This is a genomic window from Pedobacter duraquae (genome assembly GCF_004362245.1).
Taxonomy (GTDB): domain Bacteria; phylum Bacteroidota; class Bacteroidia; order Sphingobacteriales; family Sphingobacteriaceae; genus Pedobacter; species Pedobacter duraquae.
The window spans coordinates 358,264-382,716 of sequence record NZ_SNWM01000003.1 but is presented as its reverse complement, the minus strand read 5'-3'; the positions used below and the strand labels follow the sequence as shown (position 1 = coordinate 382,716).

General features: G+C 41.3%; 21 protein-coding genes. 4 read left to right on the top strand and 17 right to left on the bottom strand.

Annotation, left to right across the window (positions count from 1 at the left end):
• Window positions 1–25 precede the first annotated feature (25 nt).
• The 8 genes from atpG to CLV32_RS13095 all read right to left on the bottom strand — a co-directional run bounded on the left by atpG (window position 26) and on the right by CLV32_RS13095 (window position 5,809).
• On the bottom strand, window positions 26–904 hold the full coding sequence (gene atpG / locus CLV32_RS13130; RefSeq protein WP_133556232.1) for an ATP synthase F1 subunit gamma: 879 nt from the start codon (window positions 902–904) through the stop codon (window positions 26–28).
• Window positions 905–931: 27 nt separating this feature from the next.
• The gene (gene atpA, locus CLV32_RS13125; RefSeq protein ID WP_133556230.1) at window positions 932–2,506 is read right to left on the bottom strand and encodes a F0F1 ATP synthase subunit alpha; all 1,575 of its coding nucleotides are present in this window, start codon (window positions 2,504–2,506) and stop codon (window positions 932–934) included.
• 48 nt (window positions 2,507–2,554) lie between these two features.
• Window positions 2,555–3,103, bottom strand: a complete 549-nt coding sequence (gene atpH / locus CLV32_RS13120; protein WP_133556228.1) for an ATP synthase F1 subunit delta — start codon at window positions 3,101–3,103, stop codon at window positions 2,555–2,557.
• 25 nt (window positions 3,104–3,128) lie between these two features.
• A complete protein-coding gene (locus CLV32_RS13115; RefSeq protein WP_133556226.1) occupies window positions 3,129–3,623 on the bottom strand; it encodes a F0F1 ATP synthase subunit B in 495 nt (164 codons plus the stop codon).
• 88 nt (window positions 3,624–3,711) lie between these two features.
• The gene (gene atpE / locus CLV32_RS13110; protein WP_113947677.1) at window positions 3,712–3,927 is read right to left on the bottom strand and encodes an ATP synthase F0 subunit C; all 216 of its coding nucleotides are present in this window, start codon (window positions 3,925–3,927) and stop codon (window positions 3,712–3,714) included.
• 40 nt (window positions 3,928–3,967) lie between these two features.
• Complete coding sequence (gene atpB, locus CLV32_RS13105; RefSeq protein ID WP_133556224.1) at window positions 3,968–5,125, bottom strand: F0F1 ATP synthase subunit A; 1,158 nt, start codon at window positions 5,123–5,125, stop codon at window positions 3,968–3,970.
• Between the two features lie 17 nt (window positions 5,126–5,142).
• Window positions 5,143–5,577: a hypothetical protein gene (locus tag CLV32_RS13100; RefSeq protein WP_243732310.1), complete on the bottom strand. Its 435-nt coding sequence runs from the start codon at window positions 5,575–5,577 to the stop codon at window positions 5,143–5,145.
• Window positions 5,578–5,584: 7 nt separating this feature from the next.
• The gene (locus CLV32_RS13095) at window positions 5,585–5,809 is read right to left on the bottom strand and encodes an AtpZ/AtpI family protein (RefSeq protein WP_133556222.1); all 225 of its coding nucleotides are present in this window, start codon (window positions 5,807–5,809) and stop codon (window positions 5,585–5,587) included.
• A gap of 111 nt (window positions 5,810–5,920) precedes the next feature.
• Between CLV32_RS13095 and porW the strand changes: the two genes are divergently transcribed.
• The 3 genes from porW to uvrC are packed head-to-tail and all read left to right on the top strand — an operon-like array spanning window position 5,921 to window position 12,786.
• Complete coding sequence (gene porW / locus CLV32_RS13090) at window positions 5,921–8,764, top strand: type IX secretion system periplasmic lipoprotein PorW/SprE (protein ID WP_449415930.1); 2,844 nt, start codon at window positions 5,921–5,923, stop codon at window positions 8,762–8,764.
• Window positions 8,757–10,982, top strand: coding sequence for a transglycosylase domain-containing protein (locus tag CLV32_RS13085; RefSeq protein ID WP_133556218.1), 2,226 nt, complete (start codon window positions 8,757–8,759; stop codon window positions 10,980–10,982). Before porW ends, CLV32_RS13085 begins: the two co-directional genes overlap by 8 nt.
• Before the next feature lies 1 nt (window position 10,983).
• Window positions 10,984–12,786 (top strand): excinuclease ABC subunit UvrC, encoded by a 1,803-nt coding sequence (gene uvrC / locus CLV32_RS13080; RefSeq protein ID WP_133556216.1) that lies wholly within the window; start codon window positions 10,984–10,986, stop codon window positions 12,784–12,786.
• A 32-nt stretch (window positions 12,787–12,818) separates the two neighbouring features.
• Here uvrC and porN read toward each other — a convergent pair whose 3' ends face one another.
• The 9 genes from porN to CLV32_RS13035 form a co-directional block, all read right to left on the bottom strand.
• Window positions 12,819–13,703, bottom strand: coding sequence for a type IX secretion system ring subunit PorN/GldN (gene porN, locus CLV32_RS13075; protein WP_133556214.1), 885 nt, complete (start codon window positions 13,701–13,703; stop codon window positions 12,819–12,821).
• 7 nt (window positions 13,704–13,710) lie between these two features.
• Entirely contained in the window at window positions 13,711–15,249 is a 1,539-nt protein-coding gene (gene porM, locus CLV32_RS13070) for a type IX secretion system motor protein PorM/GldM (protein WP_133556212.1), read from the bottom strand.
• Between the two features lie 41 nt (window positions 15,250–15,290).
• Window positions 15,291–16,103 (bottom strand): type IX secretion system motor protein PorL/GldL, encoded by an 813-nt coding sequence (gene porL, locus CLV32_RS13065; protein WP_133556210.1) that lies wholly within the window; start codon window positions 16,101–16,103, stop codon window positions 15,291–15,293.
• A 45-nt stretch (window positions 16,104–16,148) separates the two neighbouring features.
• Window positions 16,149–17,516: a T9SS ring complex lipoprotein PorK/GldK gene (porK, locus tag CLV32_RS13060; protein WP_133556208.1), complete on the bottom strand. Its 1,368-nt coding sequence runs from the start codon at window positions 17,514–17,516 to the stop codon at window positions 16,149–16,151.
• A gap of 123 nt (window positions 17,517–17,639) precedes the next feature.
• Window positions 17,640–18,410 carry a uroporphyrinogen-III synthase gene (locus CLV32_RS13055; RefSeq protein ID WP_133556206.1) on the bottom strand — a complete coding sequence of 257 codons (771 nt, stop codon included), beginning with the start codon at window positions 18,408–18,410 and terminating at the stop codon, window positions 17,640–17,642.
• Between the two features lie 10 nt (window positions 18,411–18,420).
• The gene (locus tag CLV32_RS13050) at window positions 18,421–19,401 is read right to left on the bottom strand and encodes a DUF4271 domain-containing protein (protein ID WP_133556204.1); all 981 of its coding nucleotides are present in this window, start codon (window positions 19,399–19,401) and stop codon (window positions 18,421–18,423) included.
• Between the two features lie 25 nt (window positions 19,402–19,426).
• On the bottom strand, window positions 19,427–22,354 hold the full coding sequence (locus tag CLV32_RS13045; protein ID WP_133556202.1) for a DEAD/DEAH box helicase: 2,928 nt from the start codon (window positions 22,352–22,354) through the stop codon (window positions 19,427–19,429).
• Between the two features lie 303 nt (window positions 22,355–22,657).
• Window positions 22,658–22,930, bottom strand: a complete 273-nt coding sequence (locus CLV32_RS23475; RefSeq protein ID WP_208111004.1) for a type II toxin-antitoxin system YoeB family toxin — start codon at window positions 22,928–22,930, stop codon at window positions 22,658–22,660.
• Window positions 22,921–23,121 (bottom strand): DUF2683 family protein, encoded by a 201-nt coding sequence (locus tag CLV32_RS13035; RefSeq protein ID WP_133556200.1) that lies wholly within the window; start codon window positions 23,119–23,121, stop codon window positions 22,921–22,923. The genes CLV32_RS23475 and CLV32_RS13035 overlap by 10 nt, the downstream gene beginning before the upstream one ends.
• Before the next feature lie 169 nt (window positions 23,122–23,290).
• On the opposite strand from CLV32_RS13035, the gene hemW reads away from it, so the two are divergent.
• Entirely contained in the window at window positions 23,291–24,433 is a 1,143-nt protein-coding gene (gene hemW / locus CLV32_RS13030) for a radical SAM family heme chaperone HemW (protein ID WP_133556198.1), read from the top strand.
• Window positions 24,434–24,453 lie beyond the last annotated feature (20 nt).

Genomic DNA, 24,453 nt, shown 5'->3' with positions numbered 1-24,453 from the left:
AGCTCTCTTAGATTTATGTGCCAAATTATCCGTTCAGTGCGGCAGCTCCACTCACAATCTCGGTTAATTCCGTAGTAATTGCAGCCTGACGCGCCTGGTTGTAAGATAACTTTAATGCTTTCAATAACTCACCTGCATTCTCTGTGGCTTTATCCATTGAGGTCATACGTGCTCCGTGTTCTGAAGCGTGTGAATCAAGCACGGCTTTATATAACTGGATCTTGATCGATTTAGGAATTAATTGTTCCACGATCTCCTCTTGTGAAGGCTCCAGGATATAGTCTGTATTTGATGTTTTAACAGTTTCCTTTTCTGTTTTAGCAACAGGAAGTAATTGTTCCGTAGTTACAATCTGAACTGCAGCATTTTTAAAATGGTTATAGATCAGTTCTACTTTATCGTACTCACCCTTAACGAAACCATCCATGATGGCATCGGTAATTTTAGTTACGTTTTCGAAAGTCAACGCATTATAAACTTCGTTGTTATTTCCTACTACGTTATAATTACGTTTCTCGTAAAACTCCTGAGATTTCTTACCGATAGCTACAATATGCACATTGCCATTTTGGTATTGCGTACTGTACTTTTCAGCGATCAGGTTATTCGTTGCCTTGATCACGTTCATGTTGAAGGCTCCTGCCAAACCACGGTTTGATGATACCACTACAATCAATACCTTATTAGGCTCACGCTCCTGAATAAAAGGAGATGATGATCCTTCCAGGCTTGCTGAAAGATTAGCTAAAATATCTTTAAGCTTGGTAGCATACGGACGTAATTGTACAATTGCATTGGTAGCACGCTTCAGCTTTGCTGCCGAAACCATTTTCATGGCTTTGGTGATCTGCTGGGTAGACTGTACCGATGATATACGAATTCTTACTTCTTTTAAATTTGCCATTTTACTTTTTGTGGAGTTTGAAGGAAATTAGTATTTACCAGCAATCTCTTTCGCAACTGTTTCTAATACACCTGTAATCTCATCATCCAATTTACCTGCTTTTAAAGCAGCTAAAGTTTCCGGGTGACGCATTTCCAGTTGTTGTAAGTATTCTGCTTCAAATTCACGTACTCTGTTTACGGGAACTGAACGCATCAGGTTTTTAGTACCGATATAGATGATCGCAACTTGTTTCTCTACAGTCATAGGAGAGAACTGTCCTTGCTTAAGGATCTCTACGTTACGTGAACCTTTATCTAATACAGATTTTGTTGCTGCATCCAGGTCAGAACCGAATTTAGAGAAAGCCTCTAGCTCACGATATTGTGCCTGATCCAGTTTCAAGGTACCTGCAACTTTTTTCATTGATTTGATCTGCGCATTACCACCTACACGTGATACCGAAATACCTACGTTGATCGCCGGACGAACACCTGCGTTAAACAAGTTAGACTCCAGGAAGATCTGACCGTCAGTAATCGAAATTACGTTGGTCGGGATGTAAGCAGATACGTCACCAGCCTGAGTTTCGATAATCGGAAGTGCAGTTAATGAACCACCACCTTTTACGATACCTTTTAACGACTCTGGCAAATCGTTCATCGCCTGAGCGATCTCGTCATTCGCGTTAATTTTAGCCGCACGCTCTAATAAACGACTGTGCAGATAAAACACGTCACCAGGATAAGCCTCACGGCCCGGTGGACGACGTAATAACAGGGAAACCTCACGGTACGCTACAGCTTGTTTAGACAAATCATCATAAACGATTAATGCCGGGCGACCTGTATCACGGAAGAACTCACCAATTGCAGCACCAGAGAATGGAGCATAGAATTGAAGTGGAGCCGGATCAGCAGCAGAAGCAGCAACAACTACAGTGTAAGCCATTGCACCGTTCTCTTCTAAAGTACGAACAACGTTTGCTACTGTACTTGCTTTTTGTCCACAAGCAACATATATACATAAAACAGGGTTACCTGCTTCATAGAATTCTTTTTGGTTGATAATAGTATCAATACAAACGGCACTTTTACCAGTCTGACGATCGCCAATTACAAGCTCACGCTGACCACGTCCGATTGGAATCATCGCATCGATAGCTTTGATACCTGTTTGTAAAGGCTCATTTACCGGCTGACGATAAATTACACCTGGAGCTTTACGCTCAATAGGCATTTCATAGGTCTGGCCAAGGATTGGTCCTTTACCGTCGATAGGCTCGCCAAGTGTGTTTACCACACGACCCAACATACCTTCACCAACTTTAATAGAGGCAATTTTTTTAGTACGTTTAATCGTATCACCTTCTTTGATATTGTTAGATGGACCCAAAAGTACCACACCCACGTTATCTTCTTCAAGGTTCAATACAATACCCTGCAAACCGTTGTCAAACTCAACTAATTCACCTGACTGTACTTTAGTTAAACCATATACACGAGCAATACCATCACCCACTTGTAACACGGTACCAACTTCTTCCAGTTCAGCTTCTGATTTAAAGCCCGACAATTGTTGCCTGATAATTGCCGATACTTCGTCTGGTCTTACCTCTACCATAATTTTTATCTTATTTCTTTTGTAATCAGTAATCTATATAACTTCGAATTATGCTACGCCTTGTGCAAATTCTTTCTTTAACTTTTTTAAACTGCTGGAGATACTTGCATCAAACTGTTTGTCTCCAACCTTTAAAATAAAACCACCAATCAGTTTCTGATCAACTTTCTCTTTGATCAACACTTCATTGGCACCATTCTCTTTTTTTACCAGTGCAATGATTTCTGCTCTGTTCTCATCTGTCAGTGCTATCGCTGAAGTAACTTCGGCAGTAACGATACCTTTGATGAAATTATATTGTTCTATAAATGCTTTGGAGGCAGCAAACAAAATAGCTGAACGTCCTTTGCTCACTACCAGTTTAAAGAATGTACGGGTAATGTTGTGAACCTTAGTTCCAAAAATATTGTCCAGTATTCCTGCTTTCTTATCCAGAGGGATAATTGGATTATTTAGAATTGCTTCCAGTTCTGAATTGCCACCAATTACCTGCTCGATCAGCACCATATCCTGATACATATCCTGCAGTGCATTCTGCTCTGTAGACAGATCGATTAATGATTTCGCGTACCTTGAAGCTGCTTTATTTTCTGACATTTTATTTTAATTAGGCTAACAGCGATTAGTTTAATTCAACATCCTTTAATAGGCCGGCAACTAATTCTTCTTGTTTAGCTTTGTCCTGTAACTGGTTACGCAAAACACGTTCTGCAATATCAATAGACAAGGTAGAAACCTGGTTTTTCAATTCAGCCAAAGCTGCTTTCTTCTGGTTCTCGATTTCTATTCTCGCTTTCTCAATTAATTTGGCTCCTTCAGTATGTGCTGTAGTTTTTGCCTCATTAATGATTGAATCTTTTAAGGTTTTGGCTTCCTTCAGGATTGAATCCCGCTCAGCTCTCGCCTGTTTCATTAAATCTTCGTTCTGAGCAGTTAAACGCGCCATTTCTTTTTTGGCAAGCTCAGCTTTGTTCAGGGCTTCGTCAATAAACTGCTCACGGTCGTGAATGGCAGTCATAATTGGTTTCCATGCAAACTTCTTCAATAACAGCAGCAAGAACAAAAATGCGATTAATGTCCAGAAAACCAATCCTATACTTGGGGTAACTAACTCCATTTTATTTTATTTTTAAAGTCTAATTTCTTTGAATTAAGGCTGGAAAATAACCAATCGTTAATTTTCCAGCCTAATTTTTTGGTGGTGCTTACGCAGGATTGTTTCCTAAGAACGCTACTACCACACCGAACAAAGCAGCACCCTCGATAAGGGCAGCAGCGATGATCATTGCTGTTTGAATTTTAGAAGCAGCTTCTGGTTGACGAGCAATACCTTCCATTGCTTTACCACCTACTTGTCCGATACCGATACCGGCACCAATTACTGCTAAACCGGCACCTATTGCCGCGATTGAACCTACCATAACTAATTTAATTTATATTTAATGAATCTATAGTTTATTATTAATGATGCTCCTCAATGGCCATTCCTATGAACAGTGAGCTCAGCAAGGTAAAGATAAATGCCTGTAAGAACGCAACCAGCAATTCCAACACATCCATAAAGATCACAAAGGCAACCGATACCGGTGCAATGGAAACAGATTTAAAGATGAAGATCAGAGAGATTAAGCTCAATACAATGATGTGACCCGCAGTGATGTTTGCAAACAAACGGATCATCAAAGCGAAAGGCTTAGAAACAATACCGATCAGCTCCACAGGGATCATGATGATATACATCCATTTTGGTACATCAGGCGCAAAAATATGTTTCCAGTAATACTTGTTACCATTGATATTGATGATCACCATAGTGATGAGCGACAATACAAAGGTTACAGCGATATTTCCTGTTACGTTAGATGACCCCGGGAAGATTGGAATCAAACCAAGCAAATTGTTGATCAGAATAAAAAAGAATACCGTTAACAAATAAGGCATAAACTTAGCATAGTCATGGCCAATATTAGGACGGGCGATATCATCTCTCACGAAAATGATGATCGGCTCCAGGAAAGACTGCAAGCCTTTCGGAGATTTACCAACACGTGTTCTATATGCTGCTGCTACCGATGTAAAAATAACGATCAGTAAAAACACAGTAAGGAATAACGATGCTACGTTTTTAGTGATACTGAAGTCAAGCACACCAGCAGTAAGGGCATCATCAACTTTACCATCTGCACCTACTACCTTGATCTTTCTGTTGAAGAAATCCTGAGAGAATGCCTGCATACCTGGCTGCACCAAGCGATATGTATAGTATTTACCTTTGTAATCTTCTTCGCCATGATGAAAATGACCCGAAGAGAAGAATTCAATACCCTGAGGGGTATACAAAATCACGGGAAGTGGCATAGACAGATGACCCCAGATATGAAACACATGTGAATCGGAAACGTGCTCCATAATCACCTTGGTCGGGTCAAATTTCTCTTCTTCATGTCCTTCTCCGGCAGCGTGACTTTCCACGGCCGCTTCGGCATGTTGTTCAGCGGTTACAGCAACCGTGTCTGTTTGTGCATTTACAGCAGGAACAACACAGAAAAACGCTAAAAAAAGCGTAAAAGCAACAATTAACCTATTTACTTTAGAAACAAAAACGTGGCTACAATCCATTTACTCGCAGATTTTTACTATTTATTTTGGTGGCGCAAGTTACGCAACAAAGTGTATATTTCAAAGAAGCTGAATAATAAATATAAAGAAAAAAAGTTCCCGACAAATACGAGGCCCTTTTCGCCAGTTTTTATGCTGTAAATCAACACGAAAGCCATAGAGAAAAGCATTTTGACTGCAATAGAGGCCATGACGGCCATTATACCCACTTCCGGCTTCATTTTCATGCCCAGATCAGCCATAATATAGGCGATATAAGTAATGCCTGCGACAAATATAAAGAGGGGCCAGAATTTTGGAAGAGCAAGCAGGATTTCCGGAAATATAGCGTGTAATGCCAAAGAAATACCAGCCAGAACAAGCGCAAAAGAAAGATAGGAAATTGTAAATCGGGGAATGGTCAATACGGTTATATTTAGAAGACAAAAATACAAATTAAGACCGGATCCCATGAATCATTCAGGATTTATTCACCTCCCGCAAAATCTGATAGATGGCGATCACCACGCCTACTAAGCTCAGGCCTGCGGTAAACCATGCCTGATGGCTACCGCGGTATTGATCTATCTTATATCCCGCGAAGCAAAAGATCCCGATCACAAACAGCATCTGAAAAAACATGCCTGAATATTTTACGTAGTTGTTGACTTCCCTACGGTTTTTGGGATTATTGTTCAGTTCCATACAATCTGTTCATTTTAAATAAAAACGTTTGAATCTTTAAAAATAATCGCCGAATAAAATATTTTTGCATACATTTTGTATTAAAATTATAATTCATCCAAACGCGTATCCTTGAAAAAGAATTTGCAACGTAGTTCAAAGTTAGCATTAATTTGCCTCAGCATTTGTTTATTCTATGCTTGTAGTTCCCAAAAGGACACTGCAACAAGCAGGGCGATGCAAAATCTATCAGCCCGATATAATTATATATATAACTCCAATCTTATATTGGACAACTACATAGCGGATCTTCATGATACCTATGCGGATAATTATGCAGAAACATTACCGGTATATATTGCACCGGGTAAGTTCAATGCGGCATCTGCTGATCCGGTGCTTCCTCCGGTGGACAGCAAAGCGCTTGACAATATCATTTTCAAAGCTCAAACAATTATCGCTGATAAAAGTTACAGCAATTATATTGATGATGCCTATATGCTATTAGGCAAGGCTCATTATTTTAAGGGCAATTACTTCGTTGCGGCAGAATATTTTGACTACACAGCTAAAACCTATCGCAGTAATCTTAACATGTTTGTACAGGCGCTGAACTGGAAAGCGCGAAGCTACCTGCAATTAAACGACCTGAAAACTTCTGCCTCTATCATTGATACCATGGAAGCTTTTTTACCTGGTGTAAAAAAGAACCGGGCAGAACCTCTGGCAACCATGGGACAGATGGGCATCAATATCAACAGAACCAAAGATGCCATTACCTATTTGGAGGCCGCAGTTAAACAATCGCATAACAGTAGAAATACCATTCGATGGAATTATATTCTCGCCCAGCTTTACGATCAGCAAAAAAGTTATGAGCAAGCCTTACGTTATTATACCAAAGTACAGAAGAGTAACGCTGGCTTTGAGCTGTACTTTAACGCAAACTTGAACCGGATCAGACTACAGGCATTGATGAATGGCCAGAAAATCAACAGAAAACAGCAATTACTGGCCTTGCTGCGCGACGATAAGAACTCTGATTATATCGATCAGATTTATTACCAGATTGGAGAATATTTCTCAGAAACAGAATCTTACACCGAAGCCTCGGATTATTACAACCGCTCTGTGCAGGCAAGCACAAAAAACGCCTACCAGAAAGGTCTCTCGTATTTGAAACTTGCTGATGTGAATTTCAAGTATTTCAGGAATTATCTAAAGGCCAAAATTTACTATGACAGCACTGTTGCTGTGCTTCCCAAAAATTTTCAGGGTTATGATCTGATATTAAAGAAAGACCAGAACCTGGAGTACCTTACTAAACGGTATGAGGAGATTTCCCTGCAGGACACACTGCAGGCATTGGCTAAACTTCCAGAAGCCGAACGTCTTTCACGCGTAGCCTTAATGCTTACACCGGCAACTGTTGTACCCACTGCTGCTACGCCTGCTGGAGCAAACTTCGCCCCGGATCCATCCCTTCCGGCAACAAGTCTTTCTATGAATGCGGCACAACCTTCGGGCAGCACCTTTTATTTCAGCAACGCTACTGCGCTGAGCAAGGGACTGTCAGATTTCAGGAAAAAATGGGGTAACAGGAAATTGGAGGATAACTGGCGACAAAGTATCCGCGTGGCTACACAGACAAATACGCAAAACACATTAAGTCCGGGCAATGCCGGGCTCGCAGCCAACCCTGATGATCCCGCGCCAGCTGAAGTGGATAACAAAAGTAAAATCAATGCTTATATGGCTTCGATTCCTGTTAATCCGGTCCTGCTAAACAATTCCAACCAGAAAATTATCGACTCCTATTTTGAGATCGCCAGTTTTTATCAACAAGAGCTTAATGACGAGGAAGAGGCAATTCGTGTGTATGAAGAGTTACTGAGACGCTTTCCGGAAAACAAGTATCTCGCTGCCATCAACTACAGCTTATTCCTTGCCTATAAAACCAGGGATGCCGAAAAAGCGGCGTTCTATAGAAATGTGGTGCTGAGCAAATATGGCTCTTCAATTTATGCAAAAACCATTCTGGATCCTGGATTTAGCATTAAGCAAAATGAATTTGACGCTATCGTAAACAAAAAATACAATGATCTCTTTGAAATCTATACAGCAAAAGATTTCAGTAAGGTTATTTCTGAGGCCGACAGGTTGATTAAAGATTATCCCAATAACTTCCTTGCCCCGCAGTTCGCTTACCTGCGCGCCATAGCGATTGGCCGCACTAGCTATGTAGACGATCTGGTAACAGCCTTTAATCAAATCAAAAGCAGTTTCGCCGGCGACCTGCTAATCGTGCCTTTGGTAAATGAAAACCTTGCTTACATTGAACAGCATCTGGCGGAGTTCAAAAAAAGAAAAATAGCTTTATTAGATTTCGACCCTAATGAACCCCGGTTTATGGGGCAGATGCCAGCCCAGGTTATTGCGCAGCAACCAGCAAAGACACCGGAACAAAAACCAGCGCAGCCGGAGCCTCAGAAGCCAGTTGCCCCAGCAATTGCAGCGGTAACAAAACCCATTTTAACAGAAAAACCTGCAGCTAAACCTGCGGAGATCAGCACCACAACGGTGAAGCCTCCGGTAAAGAAAGATAATGTATTTAGTACCAGCCCAGCTACCGTATGGTATTATGTAATAGACGTAACTGATGCAAGTTTAACATTAAGTTCTTCGCGATTCGGCATCGGACAATTTAACCGCGGGAATTATCCTGATGAAAATTTACGCCATCAATTAACCGAATTTGACGATGATCAGCTGATATACGTTGGAAACTTTAGTAATTTTGAGGACGTGAAAACCTATGCTGCCGGAATAACCCCTCAGTTGAAGCAGATCATGAAGGTACCAGAAACGATCTATTCGACGTTTGTAATCAGTAAAGAGAACTTTGACAAACTAAAAAGCAGAGCACTCGTTATTCAGTACCTTGAATTTTATAAAAACAATTATCAAAATGAATAAACCCCTTTCCACTTCAGAGATCCAAAAATACAACCTTACGCTTTGGAAGGTCCTGATTGGTGGTATAATCCTATTTTCCCTTTTCATCATCGCGATCGGTTTTGGCGTTTTTGGTACACTTCCATCCTTCAGGGATATCGAGCACCCTAAAAGTAACCAGGCAACAGAAATCCTGAGTGAAGACGGTCGCCCTATCGGCAACTATTTTGTTCAGAACAGGTCGAATGTAAGTTATCCGGAGATTTCTCCAAATGTGATCAATGCATTAATTTCTACCGAAGATACCCGTTTCCTGGATCATTCGGGGATAGATTTTAAACGCACGTTTACCATATTTTTTTATAATGTGATTGGCAAGCGCCAGGGTGGTAGTACAATTACCCAGCAATTGGCACTAAACCTTTTTTCTGAAGAAGGCCGTCAGAAGAATTTCTTCAAAAGACTGATGCAGAAATTTCAGGAATGGGTAATTGCCGTTAAGCTGGAGCGGAACTATACCAAGGAGGAGATCATTACGATGTATCTGAATACTGTCGATTTCGGCAACCAGGCTTTTGGAATCAAATCTGCAGCCAGGGTATACTTCAATACTACTCCTGATAAGCTGACCGTTACGCAGGCCGCCACGCTTGTTGGTTTACAGAAAGGAATTACCCGGTATTCGCCAACACGAAACCCTGAGCGCTCGCTGGCCCGACGGAATACTGTCATGTCTTTAATGGTAAAAGCGGAAAAGCTAACCGAAGCTGAATACGAAGTTCAAAAGGCTAAGCCACTAGGCCTGATTTTTAACGGCGCAACTGTAAATGACGGTATTGCCCCTTATTTCAGGGCCGTGCTGAAGTCGGATATCAAAAGGATTTTCACCGAACGTTCTATACTGAGAGCTGATGGTACTCCATACGACCTCGACCGAGATGGATTGCGAGTGATTACCACGATCAACTACGACATGCAGGTATACGCTGAGCAGGCACAAAAAGAATATATGAAAACTTTGCAGGCGCAGTTTTCGAAAAGCTGGAAAGGCAGAGATCCTTTTAAGGGGAATGAAAAATTGCTGGTACAGGGTATGAAAAGATCGGATCGTTATAAAGCGCTCCAATTGGAAGGCAAGTCAGACGAGGAAATTGAAAAGGATTTCAACACGCGTACAGAGATGACGATCTTTACCTGGAAAGGCGATATTGATACCGTGATGAAGCCTATTGATTCCGTAAAATATTATAAAATGTTGTTACGGAATTCCATGATGGCCATGGATCCGCAAACGGGTTTCGTTAAAGCCTGGGTAGGTGGAATCAACTACGAACACTTTAAGTATGACCAGGTAAAGATGGGAACCAGACAGGTAGGTTCTACAGCTAAACCTTTCACCTATGCCGTAGCTATAGAAAACGGATATTCTCCTTGTTATACCGTTCCTAATGAGCCTGTAACTATTGATATTCCCGGCAGTCCGTCGTGGACGCCGAGATCTTCAGGCAATTTACCGGGATCTATCACCTTACAAACGGCGCTTGCTTTTTCGCAAAACTATATTGCAGCCTTTTTAATGAAGGCTGTAGGACCTACAGCGGTAGCTACACTTGCAAAGAAAATGGGTATTACTTCCGATGTGCCCGACTACCCTTCGATAGCCCTGGGCGTTTTTGATGCTTCTGTTTATGACATGGTTGGCGCCTATGGTGTATTCGCCAATAAAGGCGTGTGGACAGAACCTACCTATATCACCAGGATTGAGGATCGAAATGGCGTAGTGCTGTACAGCAAGTCGCCACAAGTAAAAGTAGTGATGAATGAAGAGGTTGCTTATGTTATGACGCGCATGCTGGAAGGTGTAATCAAAAACGGAACAGGATCCAGACTGGGCTACCGTTATGGTATCCGCACACCTGTTGGCGGCAAGACCGGAACTACCCAGAACAACTCTGACGGGTGGTTTATGGCTATTACACCGCAACTTGTTGCCGGTGTATGGACAGGCTGCGAAGACAGGGCATTCCACTTTACGAGCACCGGACAGGGCGAGGGCGCCAATACCGCGCTGCCTATTTTTGCGGGTTTTATGAAGAGGGTCTATGCCAATCCAAACATAAAGATCAGCAGAGGAGATTTCGAAGCTCCTAAAACTGCCAGAACAATCGAATTTGATTGTAACCAATACCAGCCGACAGATTCGGCAAAAACAGAATTAGACGAGAAGTTAGGGTTTTAACATGGCTGCTTTTGACTATAAACAGGCCCTGACCGATGTACCGCACCGGCCAGGGGTTTACCAGTTCTGGGATGCTGAAGATACACTGATCTATATCGGCAAGGCCAAAGATCTGCGCAATCGTGTTGGCTCTTATTTCAACTCCGACAGTCAGATGAATGGTAAAACGCGGGTGCTCGTTTCCAGAATCCGCAAAATAACTTTCACCATCGTAAATACCGAGATTGATGCCTGGCTCCTGGAAAATAGCCTGATCAAAAAGCATCAGCCGCGTTATAATATCATGTTGAAGGATGATAAGACCTATCCATGGATCATCATCAAAAAAGAAGCCTATCCCAGAGTATTCTGGACACGCAAAATGGTTAAGGATGGTTCCACCTATTTCGGTCCCTATGCCTCTGTAGGCATGATGCACACCATTCTGGATCTGATCAAAGAAACTTATCCCCTGCGTACATGCAATCTGGCGTTAACGCGTGAGAACATTGAAGCCGGGAAGTTCAAGGTCTGTCTCGAATATCAGATCGGGAACTGCAAAGGGCCATGTCAGGACTATCAGCCTGCAGATGACTATGAGAAAAACATTGAAGAAATAAAAGATATTCTTAACGGAAAGATTGGTAATGTAATTCGCGATGTAAAGCAGATCATTAAAAATGCTGTGGCAGACCTCAACTTTGAATATGCGCATCAGTACCAGCGCAAACTGGTAGTATTGGAGAAATACCAGAGCAAATCTACCGTCGTAAATAGTTCAATTACGAATGTTGATGTGGTGAGCATCGCATCCGACGAACGCTATGCCTTTGTGAATTACTTAAAAATCATGAACGGCAGCATCATCCAGACACAGACGATTGAAATCAAGAAGCGTCTCGATGAAAGTGATGAAGAACTCCTTACGATAGCAATCAGCGAGTTCCGTTCCAAATTCCACAGTACCTCCCGGGAGATCATCGTTCCTTTCGAAATATCATTGGACGATGCTTCGCTCAAGTTTACAGTACCTAAACTTGGCGAGAAGAAAAGTTTACTGGAACTATCGCAAAAAAATGTGCTTTTCTTTAAGCGGGAGAAACTAAACCAGTATGAAAAACTAAATCCAGACCTGAGGTCAGAACGTATCCTTACACAGATGCAGAGTGACTTGCGCCTTACCCGGTTGCCTGTACATATCGAATGTTTTGATAACTCCAATTTCCAGGGGAAATACCCAGTCTCCGCTATTGTGGTGTTCAGAGATGCTAAACCCTCTAAAAAAGACTACAGGCATTTCAACGTAAAAACCGTGGAAGGGCCTAACGACTTTGCTACAATGGAGGAAGCCGTTTACAGACGCTACAAGCGAATGTTGGACGAGAACGAGCCATTGCCCCAATTGATCATTATTGATGGCGGTAAAGGGCAGCTATCTTCTGCTGTGACGAGTTTAAAAAAACTTGGTATTGATAAGATGGTCACAGTGATCGGAATTGCCAAAAGACTTGAGGAGCTTTATTATCCTGGCGACAGTTACCCATTATACCTGGATAAGAAATCTGAGACGCTAAAAGTAATTCAACAGCTCAGAGATGAAGCACACAGGTTTGGCATTACCTTCCACAGAAAGAAAAGGGATCAGGGTACTTTGAAAACCGAACTGGAGGCTATTGCAGGGATTGGTAAAACTTCTGCCGATAAACTACTACGCCAGTTTAAGTCTGTTAAAAAAATAAAAGAAGCAACAGAGGATGAGCTGTCGGCCGTATTAAATAAAACCCAGGTTAAGACGTTGATTGAATATTTTAACCAGCAGGCATAAAAAAACCCGGTAATTGCTTACCGGGTTTTTTGTTAGTATTCCCACAAACTTTGCTCGTAGTCTGAAATAGATTTCTTGATTCTTTCAGACTCGTATAATTTCCGGGGATCTTTAGGATCAAGCACCCCAAGCATGTCAACAATTGATTTATTGGCCGGGTTAGTTTCTTTAACCACATAGCTATTGAATAACCTTCTTACAAAGAAGTCATCATATGTAAGCACTGATGCATCATTAGCTGGATTTACTAAACGTTTTTTGCTCAATAACTCTCTTGCGTCATCATAATAAACCCAGAATACCGGCTGCCAATATCCTTCAACAAGTTTCATAGGTGCGATACCTACAATCCGTGGTTCAAATACAGAGCGTTTAACATCGAGAATCCAGTCTTCTTTAATTCTGTATTTCAGGAATTCATCAGGTCTGAATCTCTTTAACGTAGGCTCTGCCAGTTTACCTGTTGACGCATCCGGCGTTCCTTCAGTATACCCTCTGGCAGACTGCAAAGCTTCTTTAGCCGTTAGCGCAATCTTAAATGAATCGTTATCATTCAAGAGTTTTCCTGCGGCGGTATCCTTTGGAGAATAAACTGTCAGTTCTTCATTCCCTACCGCATCCATCAGAATGTCAATTAGCTTAGAACTCTCGGCCTTCAAAACTGAATTGATGGTATCTCTCAGATCGATCTCTCTCCAGATCCGTTTAGAATAATATACATCCTCTTCCCTTACATCTGCATACGGAACAAGAACACTACTGTCTACATCCTTACGAACAGAAAAGCCATCTTTAGGTGGAGTTTTAAGTTTTGATTTCGCAGGCTTAGGTGCTGCTACCACAGGTGGCGTAGCTGTTTGTGCAAATACTGCACTGCTTAACAGCATTAAAACAACGATATATACAATCTTTTTCATCCGGTATCTATTTAGCTGTAAACGTAATTCCATCTAATACTTTTTGTCTTCCATCCGGTCCTTCCACAACAATATCCCTGAAGATTACCGTTGCGCCCGGCTGAATAGAATTTAATGCCCCTTTAGTTTGTCCGCTAAAGCCGCCACCACTATTTTGCACCGTTAAAGCAGCAGATCTTGGATTAATAAAGGTAGTCGAGAAACGGATCACCTTGTATTTAATGTCAAATACAAAATCTTCCAGTTCCGTCTCAATCTGTCCGGAAGCAGCAAGCCACTCCAGGTCTACGTTACCACCAGATTTACCCTTAACGAAGGCTTTCGGTGTTGGCAATGCTTTAACCCTAAATTTCTGTGCACCTAAATTAAGTGTTTTACCACCTGATGCAGCAGACACATTGATATTTAATTCTTTTCCGATCTGGTCGCCACCAACGTTGACCATGAACTTACCGTTGCTTCCGCTAATTGATCCGGCAGAGATACTTGCTTTAACACTCTCCAAAGGGAAACCTGCTGCCGATACCGAGAATGGATTCGGAATGCCCGCATAGATTACGTTCATCTTATCAGGAGACACCGTAGCAGAAGGCTTGGCCACCTGATACGTTTGTTCTGGCGTGCGATATTCCTTAATCTGACCGTCTGTTTGTTTAACGCGAATTGTTCCTACCCATTTGAAAACACCAACGCTTCCGGTGCTTCCAGTATAAGAACCTTTGCCGTCCTTAACCGATAACTTGCCACCTCCAACTGAAATATCTGGATTTGACTTGGAATCGCTCGCGGTAAGAAATACCTCAGCCACATAGGGCTGTCCCTGGATCACATAGGAACTTGGTGCTACAGCTACTGCTGCAAACTGATCCAGGTTTACCAGTGACTTATCCATATTTCCAAACAGTTTTTTTACTACTTCCGCCTCAGCGTTTTTAGTATCCGTCTGAATCTTGGTCAAAATGGTATTGGCTGCAGTCAGGGGAGTTCCCTCACCGAAGTTGATTTCTTCCCACTTCTTTTTACCATTAACGTTTTTATCAGCATCTTTTGCCTCCAGGGAGAACGTCACTGAAGCACGATCTTCAGGATTTAACAGTCCGATCAATTTCTCACGGGTACTGTTGATCTTCGCTTTCAGCTCTTCGCCTTTTTTCTGGTTGATCATGATGCCCTGAGCGATATCCTGGTTAGCGCGCTCTACAAGATCACCTGTTTCAGGATCTATGCCATTACCAGCAGTAGAGAAATCAGTTTTAATTTTTTGGATATAAGCATTTAGCTCTTCTGCGTATGCCTTAGCTTGATTGGCTTTATCCCAAATGGGCTGTGCACGGGCAGGTTCATCTTTAAGTTTTGTATTTTGGAAAGCTGAAAAAAGCTGCTCAATGCTGACATTTACGTTGCCTTTTGAAGTCTCCAAACTGTCGTTTATATTTTTAAATGCATTCAGAATAGTATCTGATACGTTTAGCGCAAGCATAGCTAACAATACCAAATACATGATATTGATCATCTTCTGTCTTGTCGTTTCTCTTCCTCCGGCCATGTTTAAATAGGTTCTTTAGTAATTAACAGATCACTAATAAATTATACACGTGGCTGATTCATTGCAGACAGCATATTACCATAAATGGCATTCAATGAAGACAAGTTTTTGGCAAGCTTACCAACTTCTTCCTTGAACTGTTTAGAATCTTCCATAGACTCATTAAAGTTGTTCATGGTAAGGGAAAGATTCTGATAAAATTTATTCATAGATTTCAGGTGAGCGCTGGAATCCTGAAGTTCAAGTTCATAAACTGCATTTAAGGCTGATAGGTTTTTCGCCAGGTTATTTACCTGATCATGGTAGGCTTCTGCCTGTCCAGAGCTATTGCCCATTTCAACTAACTGCGATGTTGCTTTATCAAAAGCATTGTTCAGGCTGTCGAAACTTGCTGTAGCACTTTTAATTTTACCAGTAAATTCATTTGTTGCAGTAGAAGCATCAGCTATTGTTGAGATAGCAGCTACTTTGTCGCCGAATGTCCGTAGACCTTGTCCGAGACTTTCAATTAATTCAGGGCCGATTTTGGCATCGCTCAACATATTGTCTAACGCAGCCGTAGAAGAGAATCCTGAAGATATATTTACTGATGGTCTTGCAGATGCTTTTGGCAATTCGCCAGTAAAACTATCGCTAAGTTCTGGATATACGCGTTCCCAAGCTGGTTCAGGTGTTGGTGGGAAGAATGCGGTAATAGCGAATAAAAATGCCTCCACGCCTAATCCTATACCAATCGCGTAGTTACCAAGTATACCGCCGATATGAAGGATTTTAAATAATGCTCCAACGATTACGATACTAGCCCCTAAGGATATTGCTGTGTGTAACCAATCAAATTTTTGCTTTGCTGCCATGTCTTTTAGTGTGTGTTTAACGAATAGGTATGTGTTTTGTATAGATTAGTTTCTGTAATTGATGTCTGTTCCAGGATAAGAAACAACGCATCTAAAACCAATATAAGACCTTGACTGATCCTGATATTCATAGGTACCAACAGAATTCTGCAGGAAGAAACCTATGTCTTTCCATGATCCACCACGAACAACTTTACGTTTCAGGTATTTGTTGTCAGTTGGTCTGGCAACGTAAGTAAAGTTAGGGTTGAAATCCAACAGCAGTGGTGCTGCAGATTGATTGTAAGCTGTTACTGTCCATTCCGCAACGTTACCTGCCATGTTATACAAGCCGTAATCGTTAGGGAAGTAAGAATGTACATTTACGGTATATAGACCACCATCATCTGAATAGTTACCTCTACCCACTTTAAAGTTCGCCTGCATACATCCTTTTGTATTGCGAATGTATGGACCTCCCCAAGGATACTTGGTTTTGGTGTTACCACCTCTTGCAGCGTATTCAAACTGAGCATCCGTTGGCAATCTGTATTCAGGTCTGGAGTTTAAAGGCAGTTTTCTACGTGCCGCTACTGATTGGTATAGTTTAGTACGCCAATCGCAAAAAGCATTTGCCTGCTCCCAGGATACACCTACAACAGGATAGTTATCGTAAGAAGGGTGATTGAAATAATTTTTCACCATTGGATCATTCTGAGAATAAGAATAATCCATTTTCCATACCAGTGTATCAGGATAAACACTTACTGAAGGAAATTCATTTGGTTTATTGGGATCCGGAGCATCGATGTAGCTCTCGATATAATCTTTACGTTTACTATTTGGATCGTTCCTGCCTTTAGCAGCAAGATCAAGGTTTACATAACTGTAAGCATATCTGAACTTACGTACGTCCAATTCGTTTCTACCTGGCAGTGCATCATCCCCAGAATAGTACATATCAGCTAATTTGGCAGCATAACCGCCATTTTTATTTCTCCAAAGCACAGAACCATTACCTACTTTTCTCCAGTCGATAAAACGTTGCGACGTAAGGCTTGCGCCACCCTGAGTTGCCTGAGGTGCGGGAAGGTATAAGTTTGGTGCAGCTGTAGGGCCAAGCATTGTAATTGCCACAGAGTCTCTCACATAGTTTACAAACTGCCTGTATTCGGCATTTGAAATTTCCGTTTGGTCCATGTAAAATGCACTGAATGATGTCATTCTACTTGGAGAGCTCTGGGTATTATTGATGTCTTCATCGGATTGCCCAATCAGCGTACGCCCTGGTGGAATATATACCATGCCAAGAGGAATTCTGTTATTCTTGAACTTCCTATTATACACACCTGTTAGCTCTCCCTGACCACCTTTACCACAGCTCGCAAATAGCGCAGATATAATAATGAAACCAAAAAAATATAGTTTTCTCATAAGTTACTGATGCAATTTTATAACAATTTTATTAAAAGCGTTTGATATAAACAACTATTAGCGCATAAAAAGCGAGCATTCAGCAAAAATGAACAAGAAAAACAGAAACTGAATAAAGGCCTTTTATTTATTCGACTTTTTAATATAGTTTTCAATAGCCATGATCATTGACGGCGCTTCCGGTGAAGGAGCTGCAATATCTACAATTAACCCGGCGTCTGTCACAGCTTTATGTGTATTCACGCCGAACGCAGCAATCCTTGTATTGTTTTGTGCGAAATCAGGGAAATTTGTAAAAAGTGACTGGATACTTGACGGACTAAAAAACCCGATTACATCATAAAAAACTTCAGCAAGGTCTGATAAATCACTCACTACGGTTCTGAATAGTACTGCAGGGGTAAAATCATATCCATTTTTTTGAAGAAATTTCATGGTGTCTTCAGTTGCCATATCGGAACAAGGGTACAGGAATTTCTCCGCAGCGTGCTTTTTAAGCACTTCAGCAAGATCTGCAGCGGTCTGTTTACCAAAGAAGATCTTACGTTTTCTGTACTGGATATATTTCTGAAGATAAAGTGCCGTAGATTCCGAGATACAGAAATACTTAAGGTCGGCAGGAACTTCATACCTCATTTCTTCACAAATTCTGAAAAAATGGTCTACTGCATTTCTGCTGGTAAATACCACCGCCGTAAAATCAGCTAAATTGATTTTATCTTTTCTAAAATCTCTGGCAGGTACGCCTTCAACGTGAATGAAAGACCTAAAATCAATCTTCAAATTGTATTTTTTGGCCAAGTCAAAATAAGGAGACTTTTCTGTTTCTGGTTTCGGTAAAGTTATCAGAATGCTTTTGACCTTTCGTAACCTATCTACTTTGTTTTCTTGCATCTTTATTATCCTAAAATCCTATAGCCTTGATTAATATCAAAATAGGGCAAATTTCGAGGGCACAAAAGTACAAAAATAAATACACTTTTGAAAACCGATTGTTAGATAAAATGTTGACTCCTGCCCTTATAAATTGAAACGCAAATATTATTGCGAGTAAGATAAAAGATATAACTATATAGTACAGACCATACTTCAACGGCGATAATGCAAACGCAACGACCAGTGGAATAAAAATGAGTGAGCTATTAAAATAACTTAAATATAATATCGATATGTACTCATGCACAGGCTTCTGTACATTAAAAATATGACCGATAACCCTGAGCAGAACGATTTTAAGAGCGTATAAAACGACGATAATTACTGATATCGTAATAAAAAACTGGAAGCCGCCGGCGCCATATGAAACCTGATAATACTGGGCAACGAGATAGAGAAAAAGTCCGATAGTGAATCCAAACTGGATAAAAAGCAACAGAAATGGCCACGATGTAAACAGGTTGTCTTCCTTATTTAGGTTGTTCAGGATTCTGTTGCTATAGAAGGCATGGATAATAGTTTCGAGTTGCCTGTTAAAGGCATACCTGAGGATCGCAAAGATTAACAGCAGTCCACCAAGAAAACTCAATACCCAGAATTCTCCTTTAGGCAATGCTTTTCCTGTCCGGTAAGGACTTGTTTTTTTCTTGATGCCGTGTATCACATACCAAGGTTCGCCGGCAGGCCTGTCATAAACATTAGCTTTTAAGATGCTATCTATGATGATAGATTTACTGAGTAAACTATCAGGAATGATCCAGGTGTGCGTTGTAATGGAATCTGTAATGCGCTTGGATTGCGCCATGAAAGCTGAATCCCGAATCCGTTTAGGAATATATACCGTAGTTCTCACTGCAGTATCTACAGGTGGAATAATTATCTTCTGCTGAGCACTGGCAGTAAAAAAAAACGCCAGTAAAATAAAAGTGTTCAGAAGGCATTTAAGCATAGACAAATTTACGTTATTATTTGATTTAACTGAACAAGTCAAGCAATTCAGTTTTAGAAAGTGTTTTCAGCATGTTGCCATCTGTTTTGATGAGATCTTCTACAAGACTGCGCTTTGCGTCCTGCAGGATCATCATCTTTTCTTCTATTGTTCCGGGGCAGATCAGCCTTACAGCAACTACATGTTTATCCTGGCCAATTCGGTAACACCGGTCGATCGCCTGGTTTTCTACCGCTGGGTTCCACCATGGATCTATGAGATATACATAGTCGGCCTCGACCAAATTCAACCCTGTACCCCCCACTTTCAGACTAATCAGAAATACCCTGGTCTCTTCATTTTCTCTGAATCCGGCAACCTCTTCCGCCCGCTTACGCGTTTGTCCGGTCAAGTATTGAAATGGAATCTCTCTGCGTTCCAGTTCCGTCCGAATGAGGTCAAGCATGGTCACAAACTGAGAAAATACCAATATTTTATGCGTTGCAGACCGATTTTCTATTTCCTCCAGCAGCACATCAATCTTTGATGAACTCTCGCCATAAAAAACATCGTCTTTTACCAACGCTGGAGAATTGCAGATCTGCCGCAAAATAGTCATCCCTTTAAGAATGTGCATACTCTGCCGGGAGAGATCTTCTTCCCGTTGGCCCATCAGGAAGTTGCGGTACTCAAGTTTATAGGCATCATATACCTTTCGCTGCTCTGCTCCCATCTCACAGTATAAGATCATTTCTGTTTTATCAGGCAACTCTGAAGCGACCTGAGTTTTTGTTCTGCGCAGGATAAAAGGAGCTATCTTTTTTTGCAGTTCCTGTGCCTTCCGGGTATCTTTAAATCGATCGATTGGCATTACATATTGTTCTTTGAAGAATTGTTTTGTGCCGAGCAATCCCGGGCATGCTAACGATAGCTGGCCATATAAGTCGAATGTATTGTTTTCTATAGGCGTCCCCGTCAGCACAATCTTGCGTACGGACTTCAACAAAGCCGCAGCTTTGTAGCGCTGGGTTAAAGGGTTCTTGAGCACCTGAGATTCGTCAAAAAACACGTAATTAAACTTATATGTTTTCAACATGCCAATTTCAGAAAGCAGCGTACCATAAGTAGTTAGTACAACATCAAACTGATCAAAAGAAATGTCTTTTTTGTTACGCTCGGTACCGTAAAACTCAAAAATCCGGAGTGAGGGAGCAAATTTTGCGAGTTCTGCCTGCCAGTTAAACAGCAAGGTCGAAGGCACTACAACCAGGTTGGCATTCGGTTTCGCCTGTTCTTTTTGCAAAAGTATAAATGCAATGATCTGGATAGTCTTACCTAAACCCATATCATCGGCAAGACAGCCACCAAAACCAAATTCATCCAGGAAATTAAGCCAATCGAGCCCTTGTTTTTGGTAGTCGCGCAGCTGCCCGATAAACGCCTGAGGTACTTCGACGGAGATAATCTGACTGAAGTCATTTATTCTGGCTTTGAATGCTTCCAGTTCCAGCTGCAGCTCTTTGCTCAGCATCTCTGCTTCATAGAGCTCCGCTACTGTCGCAAAATTTGCCTTGCTGGTTAGGATTTTTTCATCCTGAAGTTCGCCTGCACTAAAATATGCATTAAACTTCCTGATCCATTCTTCTGGGAGAATCCCCTGCGTACCGTCCCCAAGTTCTACAAATTTACTTTTGTTACGCAAAGCCTTGTGGAGGTACTTGAGCGTCACCTTCTGCTTGCCAAATTTAAGGTCTATATCCGTTTCAAACCAATCGAGCCCACTTAACACCGCTATTGAAATCTTTGCTTTATTGGGATTCAGCTTATTGTTTGTAAGCTGGTTAAAGCCCAGGATACTGATCCCATTTTTCTGCCAGATGTCAAATGCTTCCAGGAACCAACCTGATTCCAGAAACCGCTTTCTATGGAGATAGAAAAACTCCTGATCAAGCTGTTCTTCAAAAAAAGGATGCTGACGTAAGATAAGCCCGGTAAAAGCATATTCTTCCTGTTCATCCCGATGTACCGTAAATGGTTTTCCTGATGCGTCTATTGCATAGATTTGTTGTTGCGACATTACAGGCACCTCAACATTCCCATAACGTAATACAGGAGTAATCAAGATATAATCACCCGAATCCGAGAGATAAAGCAACTTGGCATTTAACGAATCAAAGTTGTTTTCTTTAAGTTGCCGCGCTGTTGCGCGCTTCAAAAAACTATAATTGATTCTGATACTATTGCCAATTTTGGATAAAGTAGTCCGCTGAAAATCATCGAACTCCATGGTTGGGATGATGATCCGGTTATTATGCTTTTTAAAAAAAAGGATAACTTTAATAAAATCAGGATCAGCAATAAGTTGCATCACCCCATTATAGAGGACAAAATAATGAAACTTGATGTTCAGCAAATCCAGGTCATACCCCTTTTCATTAATATATAACTTGCCGGTAAGCTCGTAAAATTCTTCCTTCTGATCTACATTGAGCTTCAGCTCCTGTTTAAGAAATTTTAATTCAACAGGCACCAGGGCCTTAGGACCGATGGTGGAAGATATTTCAGGATCATGATAATAAGCTTCTAAGCGTAATGGATTCTTCACCAGTGCCGCAAGGCTTTCCTGATCGGAATCGGCATGGTCTGCATCGTAGCTATTCCGGAACCTGGCCAGTGCGGTATAAAACTTAAGCACATCGGGGTCATCAATTTTCCAGATGAAACTAAGTGGGTCAATCAGCACCAGTGGGCTTTTCAATTTCCCTGCAGCGGTTTCTTCCGCTTCATAAAGCTCTGCATAGAAATGTGTGTAATACCTATGCTTTCTGATCACTATAATACGCTTGCGACCTTCTTCAGCGCCGCTACTTACCGGAGCCTTCCATGCATTAACATCCGAAACGCGCGATGCCCCAACCGACAGGCCGCTGCCCAGCTCTTTAATTTCCCTGATGATATTGTTGATTTCCGACATCTGTTTGTTGAATCAAAACTATTGAAATTAATTTATTGTGATTCATTAATCAGGAGAATAAACCTCCGGTTCCCTATAATCTTAATTTATAAAGCGCCGGAATTAGCTAAACAAATATAATTACAAGTCGAATAAGCTACCTTAAAGTCCAGAAATCTTATTTATCATGAACCCAGGCATCATCGGGCAAAAGAATTGGAGCTTTCGCAATGATAACTTATTAGCAAATTGTTTTGGACAGATTTATGGGATTGCATTTATTATAAGGAGACATATGTAAGCATTCAATGACCTGCTTAATATTTATTTATCTTCATAGTGTCCCCATATAGATAATACTTCAATTATGTTTTCAGTTAAGGGCAGAGAATAAATGAATCGGTTTTTTTTGTCAATTTTCCTGCTAAAGGTGCGGATTTTATAACGTTTAAGCTGTTCCGGATGACCAGTCCCTCCGTAAGGATTGTCTACTATTTCCTGTAGAAATTTGGATATCTTCTTCTGAGCGGATAAGTCTCCGCTCTTTTTAATAAGATCCCTTTGTTTTAAAGCTAATTCAGAAAATCTTATTTCCACAGATCTTCACCTTCTACAACAGTATACAAGCCTTCTCTGTGGCCATTGTAAGCTTTGTCTATATCTGTTTTAGTTACCTTAGGCAAAGAAACCTCTTCTTGAGACTCATAAGGAACTTTGAGTACTTTTAGAATAGCCTTAATAGCTGTTAGTTGATCCGAATTTTCAGGATGTATTACTAGAGGTTGCATATCACAAATTTAACAATTATTTCCTACAATAACTATACCGCGTAATTTGGCAGTTACTCTTGATTAACACGAAAAAATGCAGAATTGCGGAAACAATAAAAGAAGTTGACAATTAATTAGACGACCTAAGTCACAAACGAGAGTTAATCATAATCCTTACCTTTGCAGCATGGCAGGCATTTACATCCACGTCCCATTCTGTAAAAAAGCGTGCACCTATTGCGATTTTCATTTTTCTACGTCCTTACAGTATGTTGATGAAATGACTGACGCTATCTGTGCGGAGCTTCTTTTAAAAAAAGAAAGACTTAACGGGCAACAAATTGGCAGCATTTACTTTGGCGGTGGTACGCCATCGGTGTTGCCAATCGCTTCGCTTCAAAAAATATTTGATACGCTGACGCAGCACTTCTCTATCGATCAGGATGCGGAGATTACGCTTGAAGCCAATCCCGATGACCTGGATGCAAAAAAAATTGGCGGTCTGCGTGCACTTCCCGTAAACCGCTTTAGTATCGGAATTCAATCTTTTTTCAATGAAGACCTGGTTTGGATGAATCGCGCGCATACCGCTACCGAAGCGGAGAGTTGCGTAAAACGCAGTCAGGACGCGGGATTTGAAAACCTGAGCCTTGATCTGATCTATGGATATCCTCTGCTCACAAATGAAAAATGGCTGCAAAACATCCAAAAAGTGATCAGTCTGGAAACACCACATCTGTCAGCATACTCGCTTACCGTAGAACCTAAAACGGCACTTGCGCATGCCATAAAGCGCGGCAAGCAGATTCCTTTAAACGATGAACAGAGCGCCGACCAGTTTGAAACACTGATATCAAAAACCGGCGCAGCTGGCTTCGAACATTATGAGATCTCCAACTTCAGCAAGCCTGGTAAATATGCATTACATAACACCAACTACTGGCGGGGCGTTCCCTATTTGGGCATAGGCCCTTCTGCGCATGGATTTGATGGCACCAATAGATACCATAATGTTGCTAATAATGCAGTATATATCAAGCAACTGCTGAATGGGAAATTAGCTGAAACAGTAGAAGAGTTAGATCAATATGATCGTTTTAATGAGTATATGATGACCTCCCTGCGTACAATGTGGGGTGCAAATCTTGAGCAGGTTAAATCGATATACGGGAAACATTACTATGCCGATACATTAAAAAATATGCAGCCATTTATAGAAAGTAACTGGCTTGAGCGCGATCTTGATACCATCAGACTTACACCCGACGGGAAATTCTTTGCAGATTATATTGCTTCAGAGTTTTTCCTCAGCGAAGATGACCACAGATAAGGATCACAGGATATAGAAAA